Here is a 14735-nt window from a genome sequence, read left to right on the forward strand (position 1 = left end):
TTGTGAGTGCTCAGTGTCCTAGGCGGAGAGGTCATCCCTTCAATCCGGAGGCGAATCCGCGGATCACGTAGCGCTGCAGGACGAGGAAGAGCAGCAGGATCGGCAGCGCCGCGAAGATCAGTCCGGCGGCGACCAGGCCGTAGTTCGACGTGTACTGGTTGACGAAGGCGAACACCCGCACCGGAACCGTCTCGTGACCGGAGCCGCCGAGGTACAGCAGCGGCGTGAAGAAGTCGTTCCAGATCTGTACGGCGTTGAGGATCAGGACCGTCCCGGTGATCGGCCGCAGCAGCGGGAAGATCACGTGCGCGAACGCCTGCAGATGCGACGCGCCGTCGATCAGCGCGGCGTTCGTGTAGTCGGCCGGCAACGAGCGGATGAAGCCGGTGTAGAGAAAGACCGTGAACGGCAACTGGATCCCCGTGTAGAACAGGATCATGCCCTGGTAGGTCCCGAGCAGCCCGAGATCGTCGACCAGTTGGTACAGCGGGATCATCCCGAGCTGGAACGGCAGGATGATCCCGACCAGGAACCCGATGTAGAGGCTGTAGCTCAGGCGGGTCGCCGTACGGGCCAGGAAGTACGCCGCCAGCGAGCCGAGCGCGATCAGCAACAGCACACTCACGACCGTGATCAGCGTGCTGTTCAGCAACGCCGATCCGAGCCCCGCCGATCGCCAGGCCTCGCCGAAGCTCCCGAGACTCGGCGGCGACGGCAGCGACAACGGCTTGTTCGCGATCTGCTGGGGATCCTTGAACGCCAGCGTGACCAGGACGTACACCGGGAACAGGAACCCGATCGCGACCGCGATCATCACCAGTTCCAGCACGAACGTCCGGGGGCGATATCTCATGCCGTCGTCTCCCTCGATCGCAGATACCCGATCTGGATGAACGACACCGCCGCGACGAAGATCGCCAGGACCAGCGCGACCGCGGTGCTGTACCCGAACTTCCCGTACACGAACGCCTGCTTGTACAGGACCGTCGACAACGTGTCGGTGGCGTACCCCGGCCCGCCGTTCGTCATCGCGATGATCTGGGTGAACAACGTCAACCCGCCCACCGTCGACAGCATCACGTTGATCGTCACGGCCGGCGCCAGCAACGGCCAGGTGATGTGCCGGAACCGCGCGAGCGTACCGGCGCCGTCGACCATCGCGGACTCGAGCAACTCGGCCGGGACGCCTTCGAGGCCGGCCAGGAAGATCACCATCGAATACCCGGCGCACTGCCAGATCACCGTGAACGCGACGGACCACAACGCGATCGACGGATCACCCAGCCAGTCCTGGCGCAACGATCCGAGGCCGACCGCGCCGAGGCCTGCGTTCAGACCCGCATCCGGCGCCGGGTTGTAGACGAACTTCCAAAGGAACGCGACCATCACCGGACTCACCACGACCGGCGCGAAGAACACCAGCCTGAGAATCATCCGGCTCTTGATCCGCGTGTGGACGCCGAGCGCCAGCAGCAGCCCGATCCCGTTCTGGATCACGACGATCGCGACCGTCAGCAGCAGCGTGTTCCGCAACGCCCCGAGCGCCTGGTCGTCGTGCAGCAACTGCTTGAAGTTGGCCGCGCCGACGAACGCCTTGGCGTTCCCGACCCCCGACCAGTCCGTGAACGCCGACCCCGCACCGGCAATGCTCGGATACAGCACCACCACCGCGTACACCACAACCGCCGGCACCGCGAACCACCACGGCGGCACAATCCCACCGCGCCGCCGGGTCCGTTTCACCGCTTCCGGCGCGACCGCCGCCACCGAAGCCGTCATGCGCCCTTCTTGTACGCGTCGTCCATCTTCTTCAGCGCGTCCTGCACTGTGGTCTTGCCGCCGAGGAGTTGCTGTACGACGGCGAAGTGGGTCGGTTGTACTTCGGCGTTCGGCCACCGCTGGTCCATGAACGGGACCGCCTTGTTCGCCTTCAATGCCGGGAGGAACGACGTCAGCGCGGGATCGACCTTCGCGTCGCCGTACAGCGGGACGCAGGAGACCGCCTCGGCCCAGGTGTTCAGGTTCTCCTGCTGACCGCAGAAGTCGAGGAATCCCTTGGCGCTGTCGGCCTGCTTGCTCTTGGCGCTGACCGCGATGCCGACCACCACACCGGCCGGGATCCAGTTGTCAGCGGCCACATCCGTCGCCGGGAACGGGAACATCGACAGGTCGTCCGGCGACGGCGCCGCCGCCCGGAACGCCGACAGCACGGCGGAGACCTGGACCGCCATCGCGGCCTTCCCGGTCCCGACCATCGAGGTCGCCTGCTCGTACGTCGTACCGTTCGGGTTGTCGTTGAAGTACCCCTTCTTCTGCAGTTCGAGGTACTTGTCCATCGCGTCGACCCAGCCGGAGTCCGCGAACGAGGCCTGCCCGGCGCTCATCTTGTCGTCGAAGTCGGGCGTCTTCGCATAGACCGTGCCGGGCACCAGCGCGTACGGAATCAGCTGCGTGATCCACGGCGTCTGCGCGCCGAGCGCGATCGGCACGATGCCCTTCGCCTTCAGCTTGTCGCAGACAGCCAGCAGCTCGGACCAGGTGGTCGGCGGCTGGACGCCCGCGGTCGCGAACGCCTTCTTGTTGTAGATCGCGCCGAGCATGCTCGAGCCGGGCGAGAAGATGTACGTCTTGCCGTCGTTCTGGAACGCGCCCTTGAACCCGGCCGGGACCTTCTGCGTCCAGGACTGGCTGCTCAGGTCGGTGAGCAGTCCGGCCTTGCTCAGCTGAGCCATCGACATCGCGCTGCCGTTTCCTGGATAGACCACGTGTACGTCGGGTGCGTTGCCGCCACCGAGCTGCGTCCGGAGCGCGGTCTGCACCTGGTCCGCGGGCGCGAACGAGAGGTTGAAGTCGAAGCCCGAGTGCGACGACTTGTAGGAGTCGAGCACCTTGCGCAGGCCTGCCTCCTGGTCGCCGACGCCGATCACCTTCAGCGTGCCGCCGGACGACGAGCTGCCGTTGCCGCCGCCGCAGGCCGACAAGGCGCCGGCCAAGGTCGCACCACCGGCGAGTTGCAGGAGCCGCCTTCGGCTGACGGACCGATCGAGTGCCATGGTTCCTCCTGAGCGCCGACGTACCGGCCAAGGATGTGAAGTAACCGCAAGATCGTGTTACTTTTGTCACGCGGGACGCTACGTACGGCCCGGGAGGGTGTCAAGACCTCGTTGAAAGGATTCAGTCGGGAGGGTGTGAAAAGGGCTCCACCGGGGTTTGGGGAGCGGCCCACCTGGCCTGAGAAGATGGGCCCCGTGCCCGTGACCGCCTTCCCGCATCCGGCCGGTACGACGTCTGTCGTGCCGCCCGCGTCGACGTGTGGACGGGTGCGAGCGTGAGACGAGTCCTCCTGGCCGGCCTCCTGCTGCTGGCCCTGGCGCTCGGCGCCGGCAGTGGCTACTACGCGGGCGACTACTTCGACACCCCGCAACCAACCGCCTCCGGCACCGCCGGTCCCCTCGGCGATGTCTCCCCGTCCCCCACGCCGACGCCGACCGAACCCTCACTTCCGGTGAAGACCCCGATCCCGAGCAATCTGGAACCCCTCGAGAACGGGCTGGACTACACCAACCGCACCTTCACCGTGACCCCGAAGGACGCGGAGCCCGTCCAGCTCTCGATCGAGATCCCGCAGGGCTGGAAGATCGCGCCCAGGGACCCGAAGCGCCCTGGCGAGGTCAAGTACCTCGACAAACTCAGGGAACGCGGCGTCCGGGTCGAGGCAGTCGCACCGGCCGAGGAGACCCCTGCGGACGAGATGGCCCAGCTCATCGTCGACCTCAAGAAGAGCCAGGCACCGGAGAACGACGTACGCATCGTCAGCAACACCACCGACGTGGTCACCGGCGACGACGGCGAGTCCCGTTCGGTCGCCACGCTGATCTACACCTTCATCCCGAACGAGACCCTGCGCTACGTGATCGTCCGCTGGATCGCGATCAACGGCGGACTCACCAACGTCGAGATGAGCATCACCGGCCTCCCCCAGGACGCCCAGGGCCTCGACGAGGTCCTCCAGCGGGCAACCGCCTCGGTCAGCGAGGTCGGCTGAGCCTTTTCACAGAATCGTTACTTATCCGGTGCAACCTCTGCGAGGGCTGAGGTGTCTTCTGTAAGTAGACCTGGGGAGGTGGTGGGGGCATGGCGAAAACGGTGAGCAGGCGCGCGATGCTCGGCGCCAGTCTGCTGACGCTCGCGGGGGTGGGCGGCGCCGGAGGCTACGGCGTCGGCCTGTTCCTCACCAAGGAACCAAGCCTGGCGGGTACGGCGGCACCGCTCGCGGTCCGCCCCACGCCAGGTACGACGCCTACCCCAACGCCGACACCGACCGGCCCGCCGCGCAAGGTCACGTATGACAAGTCGCCCGCTCTCGAGGCCGACGACCTGAACTACGCGACCCGGACCTTCACGGTGACCGACATGGTCAAGTCTCGGATCTCGGTCCGGGTGCCGTCGGACTGGGCGTACACCAAGCAGAATCCGCCGAAGAGCGGCCGGTTCACCGACCGGACCAAGAAGCGCTGGATCCGGGTCGAGGCCGGTTTCACGATCACGCGGCCGCCCGCCGACTCGCTGGCAGCCCGGCTCAAGCAGCTCGCCGGCATCTCCGAGCGCCAGATGGTGAAGATCCTTTCGCAGGACGTGGAAGAGAACTTCGCCACGCTCACCTACACCTACGTGCCGGACGAGGAACTCTCCCCCGAGGGCGTCCTCCGCTACGTCGTCGTGCGCTGGGTTGCCGACGACAGCGGCAACTGCGCCGTCGAGATGAGCTCCACCGGCCTTCCCCAGGACAAGGACGCGTTGCTCGACGTGCTGGACCACGCGACTGACAGCGTCGAACGCCGCGACACTCCGCTGTCGGGTTAGAGCAGTTCCGCGAGACCGCGGCGGCCCGCTCTGAGGCAGTTCCCGTCGTCAGCTGCGATGCCGGCGGCGCGTCGTGGAGATGGCTAACCGCAGGCGGGCAGGGTGTTGCGCGAGAAGTCGCGCACGTTCGCGACTCCACCCGCACCGAGGAGAACACCTCGGCTGGGTGCGGATTTTGTGCAGGTCGACAGTACGTATACGTCCACTGTCGGGCGATTCGGTCTGCCGCCCGGTGCGCGGTGGCGGGTAGTAGACATATACGTACTGTCGAGCTGCAGCCAGTCCACTCCCACGCTTCGGTGTTGGCCGAAGCAGTGGAATGGGAACTTGGCTTGCAGGGCTTGGGGTTTTCGGCTGCGCCTCGTTGGCTTGCGGGGTGGCGCCAACGATCGGGCTGCTCGTCGCGGCGCGGGCAGTTCAGGGTGTCGGCGCCGCGCTGCTGTTGCCAGGCACGTTCGCCGTCATCAGCGACCTGTACGTCGACAGCGCGGCCAGGGCTCGTGCTGTCGGCATCTGGTCGGGCGCCGGGGCGTTGGCGTTACCGTCCGGGCCGCTACTCGGTGGCGCGCTGGTGAGTGCACTGGGCTGGCGGGCGGTGTTCCTCATCAATCTGCCGATCATCGCCATCGCATTCCCGTTGGCCTGGCGGCTCGTACCGCAGCGGCAGGTCGAGCAGGAGCGCGCGAAGACCCGGCTGCGGATCGGTCCGAACTTCATCGGCCCCAACCTGATCGCGGGTCTGATGAACTTCGTCGGTCTCGGCACGGTCCTGGTGCTGACGCTCTATCTGCAGGAACACCTTTCACAGAAGGCGTTCCGGGCCGGGCTCGAACTCATCCCGCTCTTCCTCCCGCTAGCGGTGCTAGGACCCGTCTCCGGCCGCATCACAGCCCGCTACGGTCCCCGCCTCCCCATGTCCATCGGACTCGCACTCGGAGCCGTCGGGTCGGCGTTCCTGCTCGGCGTGAACGACCGGAGCGGCTACAGGCTGTCGGCGCACTCGGAGTCGGCGTGTACGGCGCTACGCTCGGCCACTCCCCCAGCTTCGTCAGGGGGCTCCACGTGCTCGGATGGCTCGGAGCCGCCCTGTGGGCTGTCGCCCTGGGCATGACCTGGCTGACCGTCGAGTGATCTCAGTCGGCCGGCCAGATGGTGCGGAAGATGGTGGAGCGCAGCCGGTAGAACCTGCGGCGGGCGGACTGGAGCAGCGCCGGCGACGGCCGGAGCCGTTCGGTCGGAAAACGCATGGGGACTTCCTAGGACGTGTATTGCACCGAATCGGCGATCTCCGTCGCCCGGAGGACATCCGATCCTGGTACGACCACCTGAACGAGTAGCGAGCCGCCGTCCCCGTGATCGACGACCCGTTGGAGGAGCACGATATCGGCACCGAAGCAGTCGGCGGACAACCGGTCGGTGACTGGGAATTCGCGGACCATGTGCGGCTGCAGCGTGCCTTCGTTGCCGCACTGCTTGCCGTCCGGAACCGCCAGCTTCGACTTCGACACCCCGATGAACACGCCTGGCGTCTTCCCCGACCAGTCCGGATCACGGCTGACCCGGAACGCCGGAGCGCTACCGGTGCCGCCAGGTGCGGTCCAGTCCGACTGAGCCATCGACTGCGCCCAGGCCTCGGGCAGCGTCACCGAGAATTGGCCCTCTGAGACCTGAATCATCTTGCGGCCCGTGAGGTACCAGTGGCCGCCGTACCCGACGCCGCCACCGACCAGCAGCGCCAGCAGAGCGGCCACCACCCATCGCCCGCGCCGCCGCTTCCTGGGCGCCGCCGTCTCGACCGCGACGGTCTCAGCCTCAGCAGCAACAGGCTCACTGGCACCAGCGTCACTGGCAGCAGGCTCCACCGCGGCGCTCTCGACCGCGACGGTCTCAGCCTCCGCGGTCTCCGACGGCTCGGAGGTTTTCACGAGCGTCGGCTGGTTCTCGTCGCTGAGCGCCGTCTTCGCGTCCAGGTCGTCGGACGCGACAACTACCGTCTCGCGGGTCGACAGCGGGAAGTCACGCGTGGTCTCGTCGAGCGCACCCACGAGCTGCCGCGTGAACGACTGCACGTCCGGCCAGCGCTTCTCCCGGTCCGGGTCCAGCGCCCGGACGATCGCCGCGTCGACCTGACCCGGCAGCTCGAATCCGAGCGAGCTCGGCGGCGGGGCCACCTTGACCCGGCTCGCGGCGCCCAGCCCGTCGACCTGGTGCGGGGACCGCCCGGTCAAAGCGGCGTACGCGACCGCGCCCAGCGAGTACTGGTCGGCGCGCTGGTCCAGCCGCTCCCCGAGCGCCTGTTCAGGAGCGACGTACGACGGGGTGCCACCGGGCATCGTGATGCGGGAGATCTCGTCGAGGGACTTGCCCAGCCCGAGGTCGGACAGCACCGCCCGCTCGCCGTCGTCGGTGCTGCGGAACAGGACGTTCGCCGGTTTCACGTCACGATGCAGCAGACCGCGCCGGTGCAGCGCCTGCAGGCCGCGACCGACCTGGACGACCACGTCGACGGCCTCGGGCAGCTCCAGCGGCGCCTTCTTCAGGCGGTCGGCGAGCGTGCCGCGGTCGGCGTACGTGAGCACCAGGAACGGCCGGCCGTCCTCGAGTTCGCCGACGTCGTGGACCTGGACGACGTGCTCGGACTCGACGCGGCGCAGGAACCGGCCCTCCTCGAGGAACCGTTTCCGGACCGAGTCGTCGTGCCCCCAGTTGTCGGCGAGCACCTTGATCGCCACCTCGGCGTCGAGCTGCTCGTCATGAGCCAGCCACACCGTGGCGAAACCGCCTGAGCCCAGGCGTCGGCGCACGACGTACCGACCGAGTCTGGTTGGGACCCCCATACAGGGCATTATGGGTCATTGGAGTGTCCCTACCGGGGCCGATCGAGAGCAAAGGCGCAGATGAGCGAGAGCACCAGTCCGACCGACGACCTCGCCACCCTCGCGGAGCAGGCGCAGGCGGGCGACAAGAACGCGATGGACGACCTGCTGCGGCAGGTGTATCCGCGCGTCCTGCGGATCTGCCGCAGCGTCCTGCCGTATTCGGCCGACGCGGAGGACGCGGCTCAGGAGGCGCTGCTCAACATCGCCACCAAGATCAACTCGTTCTCCGGCCGGAGCAGCTTCTCGACCTGGGTCCACTCCGTCGCGGCGAACTCCGCCCGCTCGACGTACCGCAAGCTGAAGCGCACCGCGCAGGCCGCGCACAACCCTGAGCAGATGGAGAAGCCGGACCCGCGCACCACGAGTGTGATCGCCGGCACCCGCCTAGACCTCCTGGAGGCCCTGGAGACCCTGGAGCGGGACCGCCCGCAGATGGTCACTCCGCTGGTACTGCGGGACGTCTACGGCCTCTCGTACGAGGAGATCGCCGCCGAGGTCGGCGCCCCGCTCGGCACCGTCAAGTCCCGGATCCACGACGCCCGCGAGGTCGTCCGCCCGCTGCTGCGCCCCAAGGACTGACCTGACACCGGCATACCCTCGCGGTTATGACCGCCCGGGGGTTGCTGCACAACGGTGACTACCTGAAGCTCCTCACCGGGCAGACGATCAGCTCGATCGGCTCCTCGATGAGCTCGTTCGTGTTCACGCTGCTCGGCCTGGCCATCACCGGCTCCCCGGTGCAGGCAGGTCTCGTCGGTACGTCGGCCGCGCTCGGCACGATGCTGGCGGCGCTGCCGGGCGGCGCGCTGGCGGACCGCTGGAGCCGGCGCAAGATCCTGATCGGGTACAGCCTGGTCGGCTCGGTCCTGTTCGGCTCGGTGGCCGTCGCGGGCTGGCTCGGCCACCTGACCCTCCCGCACCTGATGGCCGTCGCCCTGGTCAACGGAGCGGGCTACGGCCTGTTCATGCCCGCAGAGACGGGCGCGCTCCGGCAGATCGTCCTGCCTGAAGACCTAGGTACCGCGCTCGCCGCCGCCCACGGCCGGCAGAACCTGGCACAGTTGGCAGGAGCGCCGCTCGGCGGCCTGCTCTACTCGATCGGCCGGGCGATCCCGATCGCCGTCGACGCGGTCTCGTACCTGGTGATGGCGATCATGCTCACCACGATCCGTCATCCACTGCCCGCCACGAAGCCCGAGGGCGGCGCGCACGAGCCGATGCTGAAGGCGATCCGCACCGGGTTGACCTGGCTGTTCCGCCAGCGCGACCTGCGAACGATCGCGATCGTCGCGACGCTGCTCAACTTCGCGGCGAACGGGACGATCCTGGTGCTGATCCTGAGCATGCAGCAGCGCGGCGTACCGGCCTCCGTGATCGGCCTGCTGGAGACGGCGATGGGGGTGGGCGGCCTGGCGGGCGCGTTCGCGGCGCCCAAGCTGCTGGCCAGGTTCAGCACCGGCCGGATCACGATCGTCGGCGCCTGGATCATCACGGTCATGTTCGCGAGTACGGCGGCGAGCACACAACCCGTCGTACTGATCCTGCTCCCGGCGCTCGCGATCTTCCTGCTGCCCGCACTGAACTCCGGCCTGTTCGGCTACCAGATGCTGATCACGCCGAACCACATACAGGGTCGGGCGCAGAGCGCGTTCATGTTCATGGCCAACGGCGCGGCCCCGCTGGCGCCGTTCCTCGGCGGCCTGTTCCTGGAAACGCTCGGTGCGCGGGGTGCTCTGCTGATCTTCGGCGGGCTGCTCGCGATCGGCTCCGTACTGCTCACGATCAGCCGGTCGATCCGCTCGATCCCGTTGCTCTCCGAGGTCGAAGCGGCCTGATTCGGGGGCTCCCGTTCCGGGCCCGGGTGTGCTCAGATGGGGAGCATGAAGAAGCTCATCAACGACCCGGCCGATGTTGTGAGTGAAGCGCTGCAGGGGATGGCGGCGGCGCATCCGGACCGGCTCCGGGTGGACCTGGAGAACCGGATCGTCTACCGCAAGGACGCGCCGAGACCCGGCAAGGTCGGACTGATCTCCGGTGGCGGGTCGGGGCACGAGCCGATGCACGGCGGGTTCGTCGGGCTCGGGATGCTGGACGCGGCCTGCGCGGGTGAGGTGTTCACCTCCCCGGTGCCGGACCAGATGATGGCCGCGACGAAGGCGGTCGACGCCGGCGCCGGCGTACTGCACATCGTGAAGAACTACACCGGCGACGTGATGAACTTCGAGATGGCTGCCGAGCTGGCCGCCGCCGACGCCGGCACCGAGGTGCTGTCGGTCGTGACGAACGACGACGTCGCCGTCCAGGACAGCCTCTACACGGCCGGTCGCCGCGGCGTCGGCGTGACCGTACTGCTGGAGAAGATCGTCGGCGCGGCCGCCGAGGAGGGCCGTCCGCTGCAGGAGGTCGCGGACCTCGCTCGCAAGGTGAACGACAACGGTCGCAGCATGGGTATGGCGCTGACGTCGTGCACCGTCCCGGCCGCGGGCAAGCCGACGTTCGAGCTGGCTGAGAACGAGATGGAGGTTGGGATCGGCATCCACGGCGAGCCCGGCCGGCAGCGGCTGCCGCTGGCCCCGGCGCGCGACATCGCCGCGATGCTGGTCGACCCGGTGGTCTCGGATCTTCCTTACCAGCAAGGCGATTCGGTGATCGCGTTCGTCAACGGCATGGGCGGTACGCCGCTGCTCGAGCTGTACCTGATGTACAACGAGGTCGCCCAGCTCCTCGACCGCGCGGGCATCACGGTCGCCCGCTCGCTGGTCGGCAACTACATCACCTCACTGGAGATGGCCGGCTGCTCGGTCACCCTCCTGAAGGCGGACGACGAACTGGTACGTCTCTGGGACGCCCCGGTGAACACCCCCGGCCTACGCTGGGGCGCGTGAGCATGGGAGTCGATTCTTTCGTCAGCTGGTTGCGTGACAGCGCTCAGAGTCTGCACGAGCAGGCGGCGTACCTGACCGAGCTGGACTCGGCGATCGGGGATGCCGATCACGGCGCGAACATGGATCGCGGGTTCCAGGCGGTGGTCGGGATGCTCGACGAGACGTCGTTCGACGGCGCCGACGAGCTGCTGAAGAAGGCCGGGATGACGCTGGTCAGCAAGGTCGGCGGGGCGAGCGGGCCGCTGTACGGGACGTTCTTCCTGCGGTTCGGGACCGCGCTCGCCGGGGCCGATCTGACGCCGGAGGCGATCGGCAAGGGGCTGCACGCCGGGGTCGAAGGGGTGCTTGCCCGCGGCAAGGCGGAGCTCGGCGACAAGACCATGTACGACGCCTGGGCGCCGGCTTTGGAGGCGTACGACGGCGCGGTGGCGGGCGGATCGGATCTCGGTACGGCGCTGACCGCTGCCGCCGAGGCCGCCGCGAAGGGCCGGGACGCGACGATCCCGCTGGTCGCGCGGAAGGGCCGCGCGAGCTACCTGGGTGAGCGGAGCGCGGGGCATCAGGATCCGGGTGCGACCAGTACGACGCTGATCTTGGAGTCCGCGGCCCGAACGCTGTCATGATCGGGATCGTGGTGGTGTCGCACAGCCGGGCGCTGGCTGATGCGGCGGTCGGGCTCGCCGCGGAGATGGTTGCCGAGGACAAGCGTCCGGTGATCGCGGTCGCGGCGGGCCTCGATGCAACGACGTTCGGGACCGACGCGATGGCGGTCTCGGAGGCGATTGGTGCGGCGGATAGTCCGGACGGCGTACTGGTGCTGCTCGATCTGGGGAGCGCGGTGTTGAGCGCTGAGATGGCGCTGGAGTTCGTTGATCCCGAGGTGGCTGCGCGGGTGCGGCTGACTAGTGCGCCGTTGGTCGAGGGGCTGGTGGCGGCAGTTGTGACCGCCTCTACCGATGCGTCGTTGGATGCGGTTGCTGCGGAGGCTGAGCGGGGGTTGGTCGGTAAGCAGGATCATCTCGGCGTCGTCACGGCTGATGCTCCTCCGGTTGTTGAGGCCGATCGGAGCGTCGACGTTGTTGTCGGTAATGAGCATGGCCTGCATGCGCGGCCGGCGGCGCGGTTGGTGGGGCTGGTCAACGGGTTCGACGCGGTTGTGACGGTCACCGATCTGGACACCGGTAAGGGGCCTGTGGACGCGGGCAGTTTGAGCATGGTTGCGACGTTGAACGCGCAGCAGGGGCATCGGGTGCGGGTGGGGGCGAGCGGTCCGCAAGCGGCCGAGGCGCTGGCAGCAGTCGAGGAACTGGCGAAACAGAACTTCGGCGACGACCCGGGGCCCGCTCCGGCGGAGGCGGTCAGCTCGGCTTCGGGTGGGTCCGGCTTGGATGTGGCGATCGGGCCGGCGGTTGTCGCGGGGGCTCAGGTCGATCTGGATAATTATGTTGCTGGGGACAACGAACTTGGCCGGCTGGACGACGCGCTCGCGGTCGCGGGCGACCAGCTCCGCGAACTGCGGGACATGCACGGTGACATCTTCGCGGCGCATCTCGCCTTGCTGGACGATCGCAAGGTGCTCGACGACGTACGTGCTTCAATCGCCGCTGGTGCATCGGCCCCGGGCGCGTGGCAGCAGGTGTACGACGAGCTGGCTGCTGCCTTTGAAGGGCTTGACGACGAGTATCAGCGTGAGCGGGCGCAGGACGTCCGCGCAGTACGGGATCGGGTACTGCGACTGCTCGTCGGAGTGGCTGAAGAAGCACCGACGCACGGCATTCTCGTCGTACCGGAGCTGGATGCGGCGACTGCTGCCACCATCGACGCGACCCGGGTTGCGGGGATTGCCGTTCGGGCGGCTGGGACGACCGGGCATGGGGTGATCGTGGCTCGGTCGCGAGGGATCCCGTTGATCACCGGGATCGGGGACGTCGACGTGCCGCGGGGCGCGGTCGTGTCTTTCGACGCTCGGACCGGGTCGTTCGAGGTCGCGCCGGACGAGGAGCGGGTCCGCGCGACGATCACCGAGCGCATGGGCGAGCGGGCGCAGGCGATCGCGGACGCCGACCTGCCCGCCACCACCCGCGACGGCCGGACGATCGACGTACTCGTGAACGTGGGCGTCGTCCAGGACGCTGTCGACGCGCGCGGCGCGGACGGGTCCGGACTGGTGCGGACCGAAGTGCTGTTCGGGGATCGCCGTACGGCGCCGACCGTCGACGAACAGGTCGACGCGTTCCGCGCGATCGCACAGGCCCTCGGCGGCAAGCCGATCACGATCCGGACCTGGGACATCGGCGGCGACAAGCCGCTGCCGTTCCTCCCGCAGGACCGGGAGGCGAACCCGTTCCTCGGCGAGCGTGGCCTCCGCGTCTTCCACCGCCGCCCCGAACTGCTCCGCGATCAGCTCGAAGCGGTCCGGCGTACGGCGGCCGAAACGCCGGTGCACGTGATGTTCCCGATGGTGACCACCGCCGACGAGGTCGCGTGGGCGTTGCAGGAGCTCGGCCCGCGGGACGGTCTCGAGGTCGGGATCATGGTCGAGGTTCCCGCGGCCGCGTTGCGGGTCGGCAGTCTCGCCGCGGAGCTCGACTTCGTCAGCATCGGAACCAACGACCTCACGCAGTACACGACGGCTGCCGACCGGACCAACGCCGCGGTCGCACCGCTCGCCGACGGTCTCGATCCCGCCGTACTCCAGCTGATCGACCATGTCGTCCGCAACGCCGGCGTACGCGTCGCGGTCTGCGGTGACCTGGCCAGCGACCCGAAGGCCGCCGTACTGCTTGCTGCCCTTGGTGTGAGCGAGCTGAGCGCTGTCGGACCACAGGTGCCGTTGGTGAAGGCCCAGCTACGGCAGGCCGACCTGGGTCGGGTCAACACTGCCGCTGTGCTGGCGGCTCGGGACGCGGCTCAGGTGCGCGGGCTGCTGTAGTAGCGCAGCTCTACCAGATTGAAGCCGGAGGTGCGCTCTGGCTTGGCGGGGAGCGTGTAGGTCTCGCCGGGCTCGAGGTAGGTGACGTCCGGGCTGGCCAGGTCCAGGTCGACGACCAGAGCCGGGTAGGCGCCGGTGCGCCACGTGTACGACTCGCCTGCCTCAGGGGTGACGTGCTGGACGCGTACGTCGTCCTCGTCGACAACCACCTTGGCGGGGATCTCACCGGCCTGCTCGAAACCTGCCTTAGCTGTGTCAATCCCGAAGTACGGGTCGCCGGAGGCCTCCTCGCCCAGGTCGAGCACCTCGATGAGGCGGTTGAGGTACAGCGCGTCGCCGTCGTTGGTGAGCATGTGCACCGGCGACACGGGACGGTAGACCGAGCCGCCGACCGTCTCGCTCAGCTGCCGCGCCGGGCTGCCGTCCAGCCAGTCCATGTGGCAGGGCGACGTCGACAGGCACAGGACGACGTACGGGTTGTGGTGCAGGTGCCAGCCCTGGGCCTCGCCGGGCTGCAGCTCCACCTCCCAGACGCGGACGCGCGAGTTCTTCAGCAGCACGCGGGTCCCGATCTCGCCGAGGACGACCTCCGTGCCGTCAGGGGCGGTGACACTAGTACCGGCGGTCATGCGATCTCCTCAAGTGGTCGTTCCATAGCGACACCGGCCAGGGTGATGCCGTCGGGCATCGGTAGCTGGGCGGGCTCCACCTCGGTGAAGCCGAAGGCCTTGTAGAGCGGTACGCCGGGCAGGGTCGACATCAGTGCGAGCCGGGTGAACCCCTCCGCGCGGGCCGCGTCGGTGCACGCGGTCAGGATCGCCCGGCCGAGTCCACGCCGCGTCCAGTCCGCCCGGACGAACATCGCCCTGATGCGGGCCGGCTCCGTTGCAGGGTCGAGGAGCCGCTCGTCTGCTCCCGCCGTACTCGCATTGAACAACTTGTTCCGCCGGCTCCACCCACCGCAGGCGACGACCTCACCACCCGCCTCCAGCACGTAGTAGGTGCCGTCGTCAATCAAAGCGGTGTCCAGTGTCGTGATGTGCTTGGCCGCACTGGCCGTCTGCTCAGCGTCGTAGTACGCCGGGAACTGGGTCTCCACCGCGGCCCGAGCCAGCTCAGCCACCGCAGGCCCGTCCGCCGCCACCGCCAACCGCAACACAGCCTCCACGCCCACAG

Annotated in this window: 14 protein-coding genes and 1 pseudogene; 9 read left to right on the forward strand and 6 right to left on the reverse strand. The window is 68.3% G+C overall.

Translation table 11 applies throughout. The features are described 5' to 3' along the window. Positions 1-31: 31 nt before the first annotated feature. From ACLJOO_RS08680 to ACLJOO_RS08690, 3 genes are read right to left on the reverse strand one after another with little or no spacing between them, the layout of a single operon-like run. On the reverse strand, positions 32-853 hold the full coding sequence (locus ACLJOO_RS08680; protein ID WP_410786342.1) for a carbohydrate ABC transporter permease: 822 nt from the start codon (positions 851-853) through the stop codon (positions 32-34). Next, positions 850-1779 carry a carbohydrate ABC transporter permease gene (locus ACLJOO_RS08685; RefSeq protein ID WP_410786343.1) on the reverse strand — a complete coding sequence of 310 codons (930 nt, stop codon included), beginning with the start codon at positions 1777-1779 and terminating at the stop codon, positions 850-852. Before ACLJOO_RS08685 ends, ACLJOO_RS08680 begins: the two co-directional genes overlap by 4 nt. Continuing rightward, on the reverse strand, positions 1776-3053 hold the full coding sequence (locus ACLJOO_RS08690; protein WP_410786344.1) for an ABC transporter substrate-binding protein: 1278 nt from the start codon (positions 3051-3053) through the stop codon (positions 1776-1778). Before ACLJOO_RS08690 ends, ACLJOO_RS08685 begins: the two co-directional genes overlap by 4 nt. Before the next feature lie 275 nt (positions 3054-3328). Here ACLJOO_RS08690 and ACLJOO_RS08695 point away from each other — a divergent pair, with 275 nt between their 5' ends. The 3 genes from ACLJOO_RS08695 (at position 3329) to ACLJOO_RS08705 (ending at position 5974) form a co-directional block, all read left to right on the forward strand. Continuing rightward, on the forward strand, positions 3329-4045 hold the full coding sequence (locus tag ACLJOO_RS08695) for a hypothetical protein (protein WP_410786345.1): 717 nt from the start codon (positions 3329-3331) through the stop codon (positions 4043-4045). An 89-nt stretch (positions 4046-4134) separates the two neighbouring features. Then, entirely contained in the window at positions 4135-4863 is a 729-nt protein-coding gene (locus ACLJOO_RS08700) for a hypothetical protein (RefSeq protein ID WP_410786346.1), read from the forward strand. Between the two features lie 319 nt (positions 4864-5182). Then, entirely contained in the window at positions 5183-5974 is a 792-nt protein-coding gene (locus tag ACLJOO_RS08705; protein WP_410786347.1) for an MFS transporter, read from the forward strand. A gap of 145 nt (positions 5975-6119) precedes the next feature. Here the strand turns inward: ACLJOO_RS08705 and ACLJOO_RS08710 are convergent, their stop codons facing one another. Further along, positions 6120-7700, reverse strand: coding sequence for a serine/threonine-protein kinase (locus ACLJOO_RS08710; RefSeq protein ID WP_410786348.1), 1581 nt, complete (start codon positions 7698-7700; stop codon positions 6120-6122). 60 nt (positions 7701-7760) lie between these two features. Here ACLJOO_RS08710 and ACLJOO_RS08715 point away from each other — a divergent pair, with 60 nt between their 5' ends. The 6 genes and pseudogenes from ACLJOO_RS08715 (at position 7761) to ACLJOO_RS08740 (ending at position 13559) form a co-directional block, all read left to right on the forward strand. Continuing rightward, positions 7761-8321, forward strand: coding sequence for an RNA polymerase sigma factor (locus ACLJOO_RS08715; RefSeq protein WP_131464833.1), 561 nt, complete (start codon positions 7761-7763; stop codon positions 8319-8321). A gap of 26 nt (positions 8322-8347) precedes the next feature. Then, a complete protein-coding gene (locus tag ACLJOO_RS08720; RefSeq protein WP_410786349.1) occupies positions 8348-9577 on the forward strand; it encodes an MFS transporter in 1230 nt (409 codons plus the stop codon). Positions 9578-9622: 45 nt separating this feature from the next. Next, positions 9623-10627, forward strand: coding sequence for a dihydroxyacetone kinase subunit DhaK (gene dhaK / locus ACLJOO_RS08725; RefSeq protein ID WP_410786351.1), 1005 nt, complete (start codon positions 9623-9625; stop codon positions 10625-10627). A 2-nt stretch (positions 10628-10629) separates the two neighbouring features. Beyond that, positions 10630-11250 (forward strand): dihydroxyacetone kinase subunit DhaL, encoded by a 621-nt coding sequence (dhaL, locus tag ACLJOO_RS08730; RefSeq protein WP_410787134.1) that lies wholly within the window; start codon positions 10630-10632, stop codon positions 11248-11250. Continuing rightward, positions 11247-11648 (forward strand): annotated as a pseudogene (gene dhaM, locus ACLJOO_RS08735) (dihydroxyacetone kinase phosphoryl donor subunit DhaM); the annotation flags it as partial. The gene dhaL and the pseudogene dhaM, both read left to right, overlap by 4 nt. After that, positions 11625-13559 carry an HPr family phosphocarrier protein gene (locus ACLJOO_RS08740; protein WP_410787136.1) on the forward strand — a complete coding sequence of 645 codons (1935 nt, stop codon included), beginning with the start codon at positions 11625-11627 and terminating at the stop codon, positions 13557-13559. The pseudogene dhaM and the gene ACLJOO_RS08740, both read left to right, overlap by 24 nt. Here ACLJOO_RS08740 and ACLJOO_RS08745 read toward each other — a convergent pair. Together ACLJOO_RS08745 and ACLJOO_RS08750 are read right to left on the reverse strand one after the other, a co-directional pair. Further along, positions 13538-14188, reverse strand: a complete 651-nt coding sequence (locus tag ACLJOO_RS08745; protein ID WP_410786352.1) for a hypothetical protein — start codon at positions 14186-14188, stop codon at positions 13538-13540. The two genes, ACLJOO_RS08740 and ACLJOO_RS08745, sit on opposite strands and share 22 nt — an antisense overlap. Beyond that, positions 14185-14727 (reverse strand): GNAT family N-acetyltransferase, encoded by a 543-nt coding sequence (locus ACLJOO_RS08750; protein WP_410786353.1) that lies wholly within the window; start codon positions 14725-14727, stop codon positions 14185-14187. The genes ACLJOO_RS08745 and ACLJOO_RS08750 overlap by 4 nt, the downstream gene beginning before the upstream one ends. Positions 14728-14735: the final 8 nt, after the last annotated feature.

The organism is Kribbella sp. C-35, from assembly GCF_046549195.1.
In the GTDB taxonomy this organism is placed as follows: Bacteria; Actinomycetota; Actinomycetes; order Propionibacteriales; family Kribbellaceae; genus Kribbella.

Excerpts from the sequence above, each read along its gene's own strand:
- ACLJOO_RS08680 (WP_410786342.1), bottom strand. The coding sequence starts at position 853 with ATGAGATATCGCCCCCGGACGTTCGTGCTGGAACTGGTGATGATCGCG.
- ACLJOO_RS08685 (WP_410786343.1), bottom strand. The coding sequence starts at position 1,779 with ATGACGGCTTCGGTGGCGGCGGTCGCGCCGGAAGCGGTGAAACGGACC.
- ACLJOO_RS08690 (WP_410786344.1), bottom strand. The coding sequence starts at position 3,053 with ATGGCACTCGATCGGTCCGTCAGCCGAAGGCGGCTCCTGCAACTCGCC.
- ACLJOO_RS08700 (WP_410786346.1), top strand. The coding sequence starts at position 4,135 with ATGGCGAAAACGGTGAGCAGGCGCGCGATGCTCGGCGCCAGTCTGCTG.
- ACLJOO_RS08705 (WP_410786347.1), top strand. The coding sequence starts at position 5,183 with ATGGGAACTTGGCTTGCAGGGCTTGGGGTTTTCGGCTGCGCCTCGTTG.
- ACLJOO_RS08710 (WP_410786348.1), bottom strand. The coding sequence starts at position 7,700 with ATGGGGGTCCCAACCAGACTCGGTCGGTACGTCGTGCGCCGACGCCTG.
- ACLJOO_RS08715 (WP_131464833.1), top strand. The coding sequence starts at position 7,761 with ATGAGCGAGAGCACCAGTCCGACCGACGACCTCGCCACCCTCGCGGAG.
- ACLJOO_RS08720 (WP_410786349.1), top strand. The coding sequence starts at position 8,348 with ATGACCGCCCGGGGGTTGCTGCACAACGGTGACTACCTGAAGCTCCTC.
- dhaK (WP_410786351.1), top strand. The coding sequence starts at position 9,623 with ATGAAGAAGCTCATCAACGACCCGGCCGATGTTGTGAGTGAAGCGCTG.
- dhaL (WP_410787134.1), top strand. The coding sequence starts at position 10,630 with ATGGGAGTCGATTCTTTCGTCAGCTGGTTGCGTGACAGCGCTCAGAGT.
- ACLJOO_RS08745 (WP_410786352.1), bottom strand. The coding sequence starts at position 14,188 with ATGACCGCCGGTACTAGTGTCACCGCCCCTGACGGCACGGAGGTCGTC.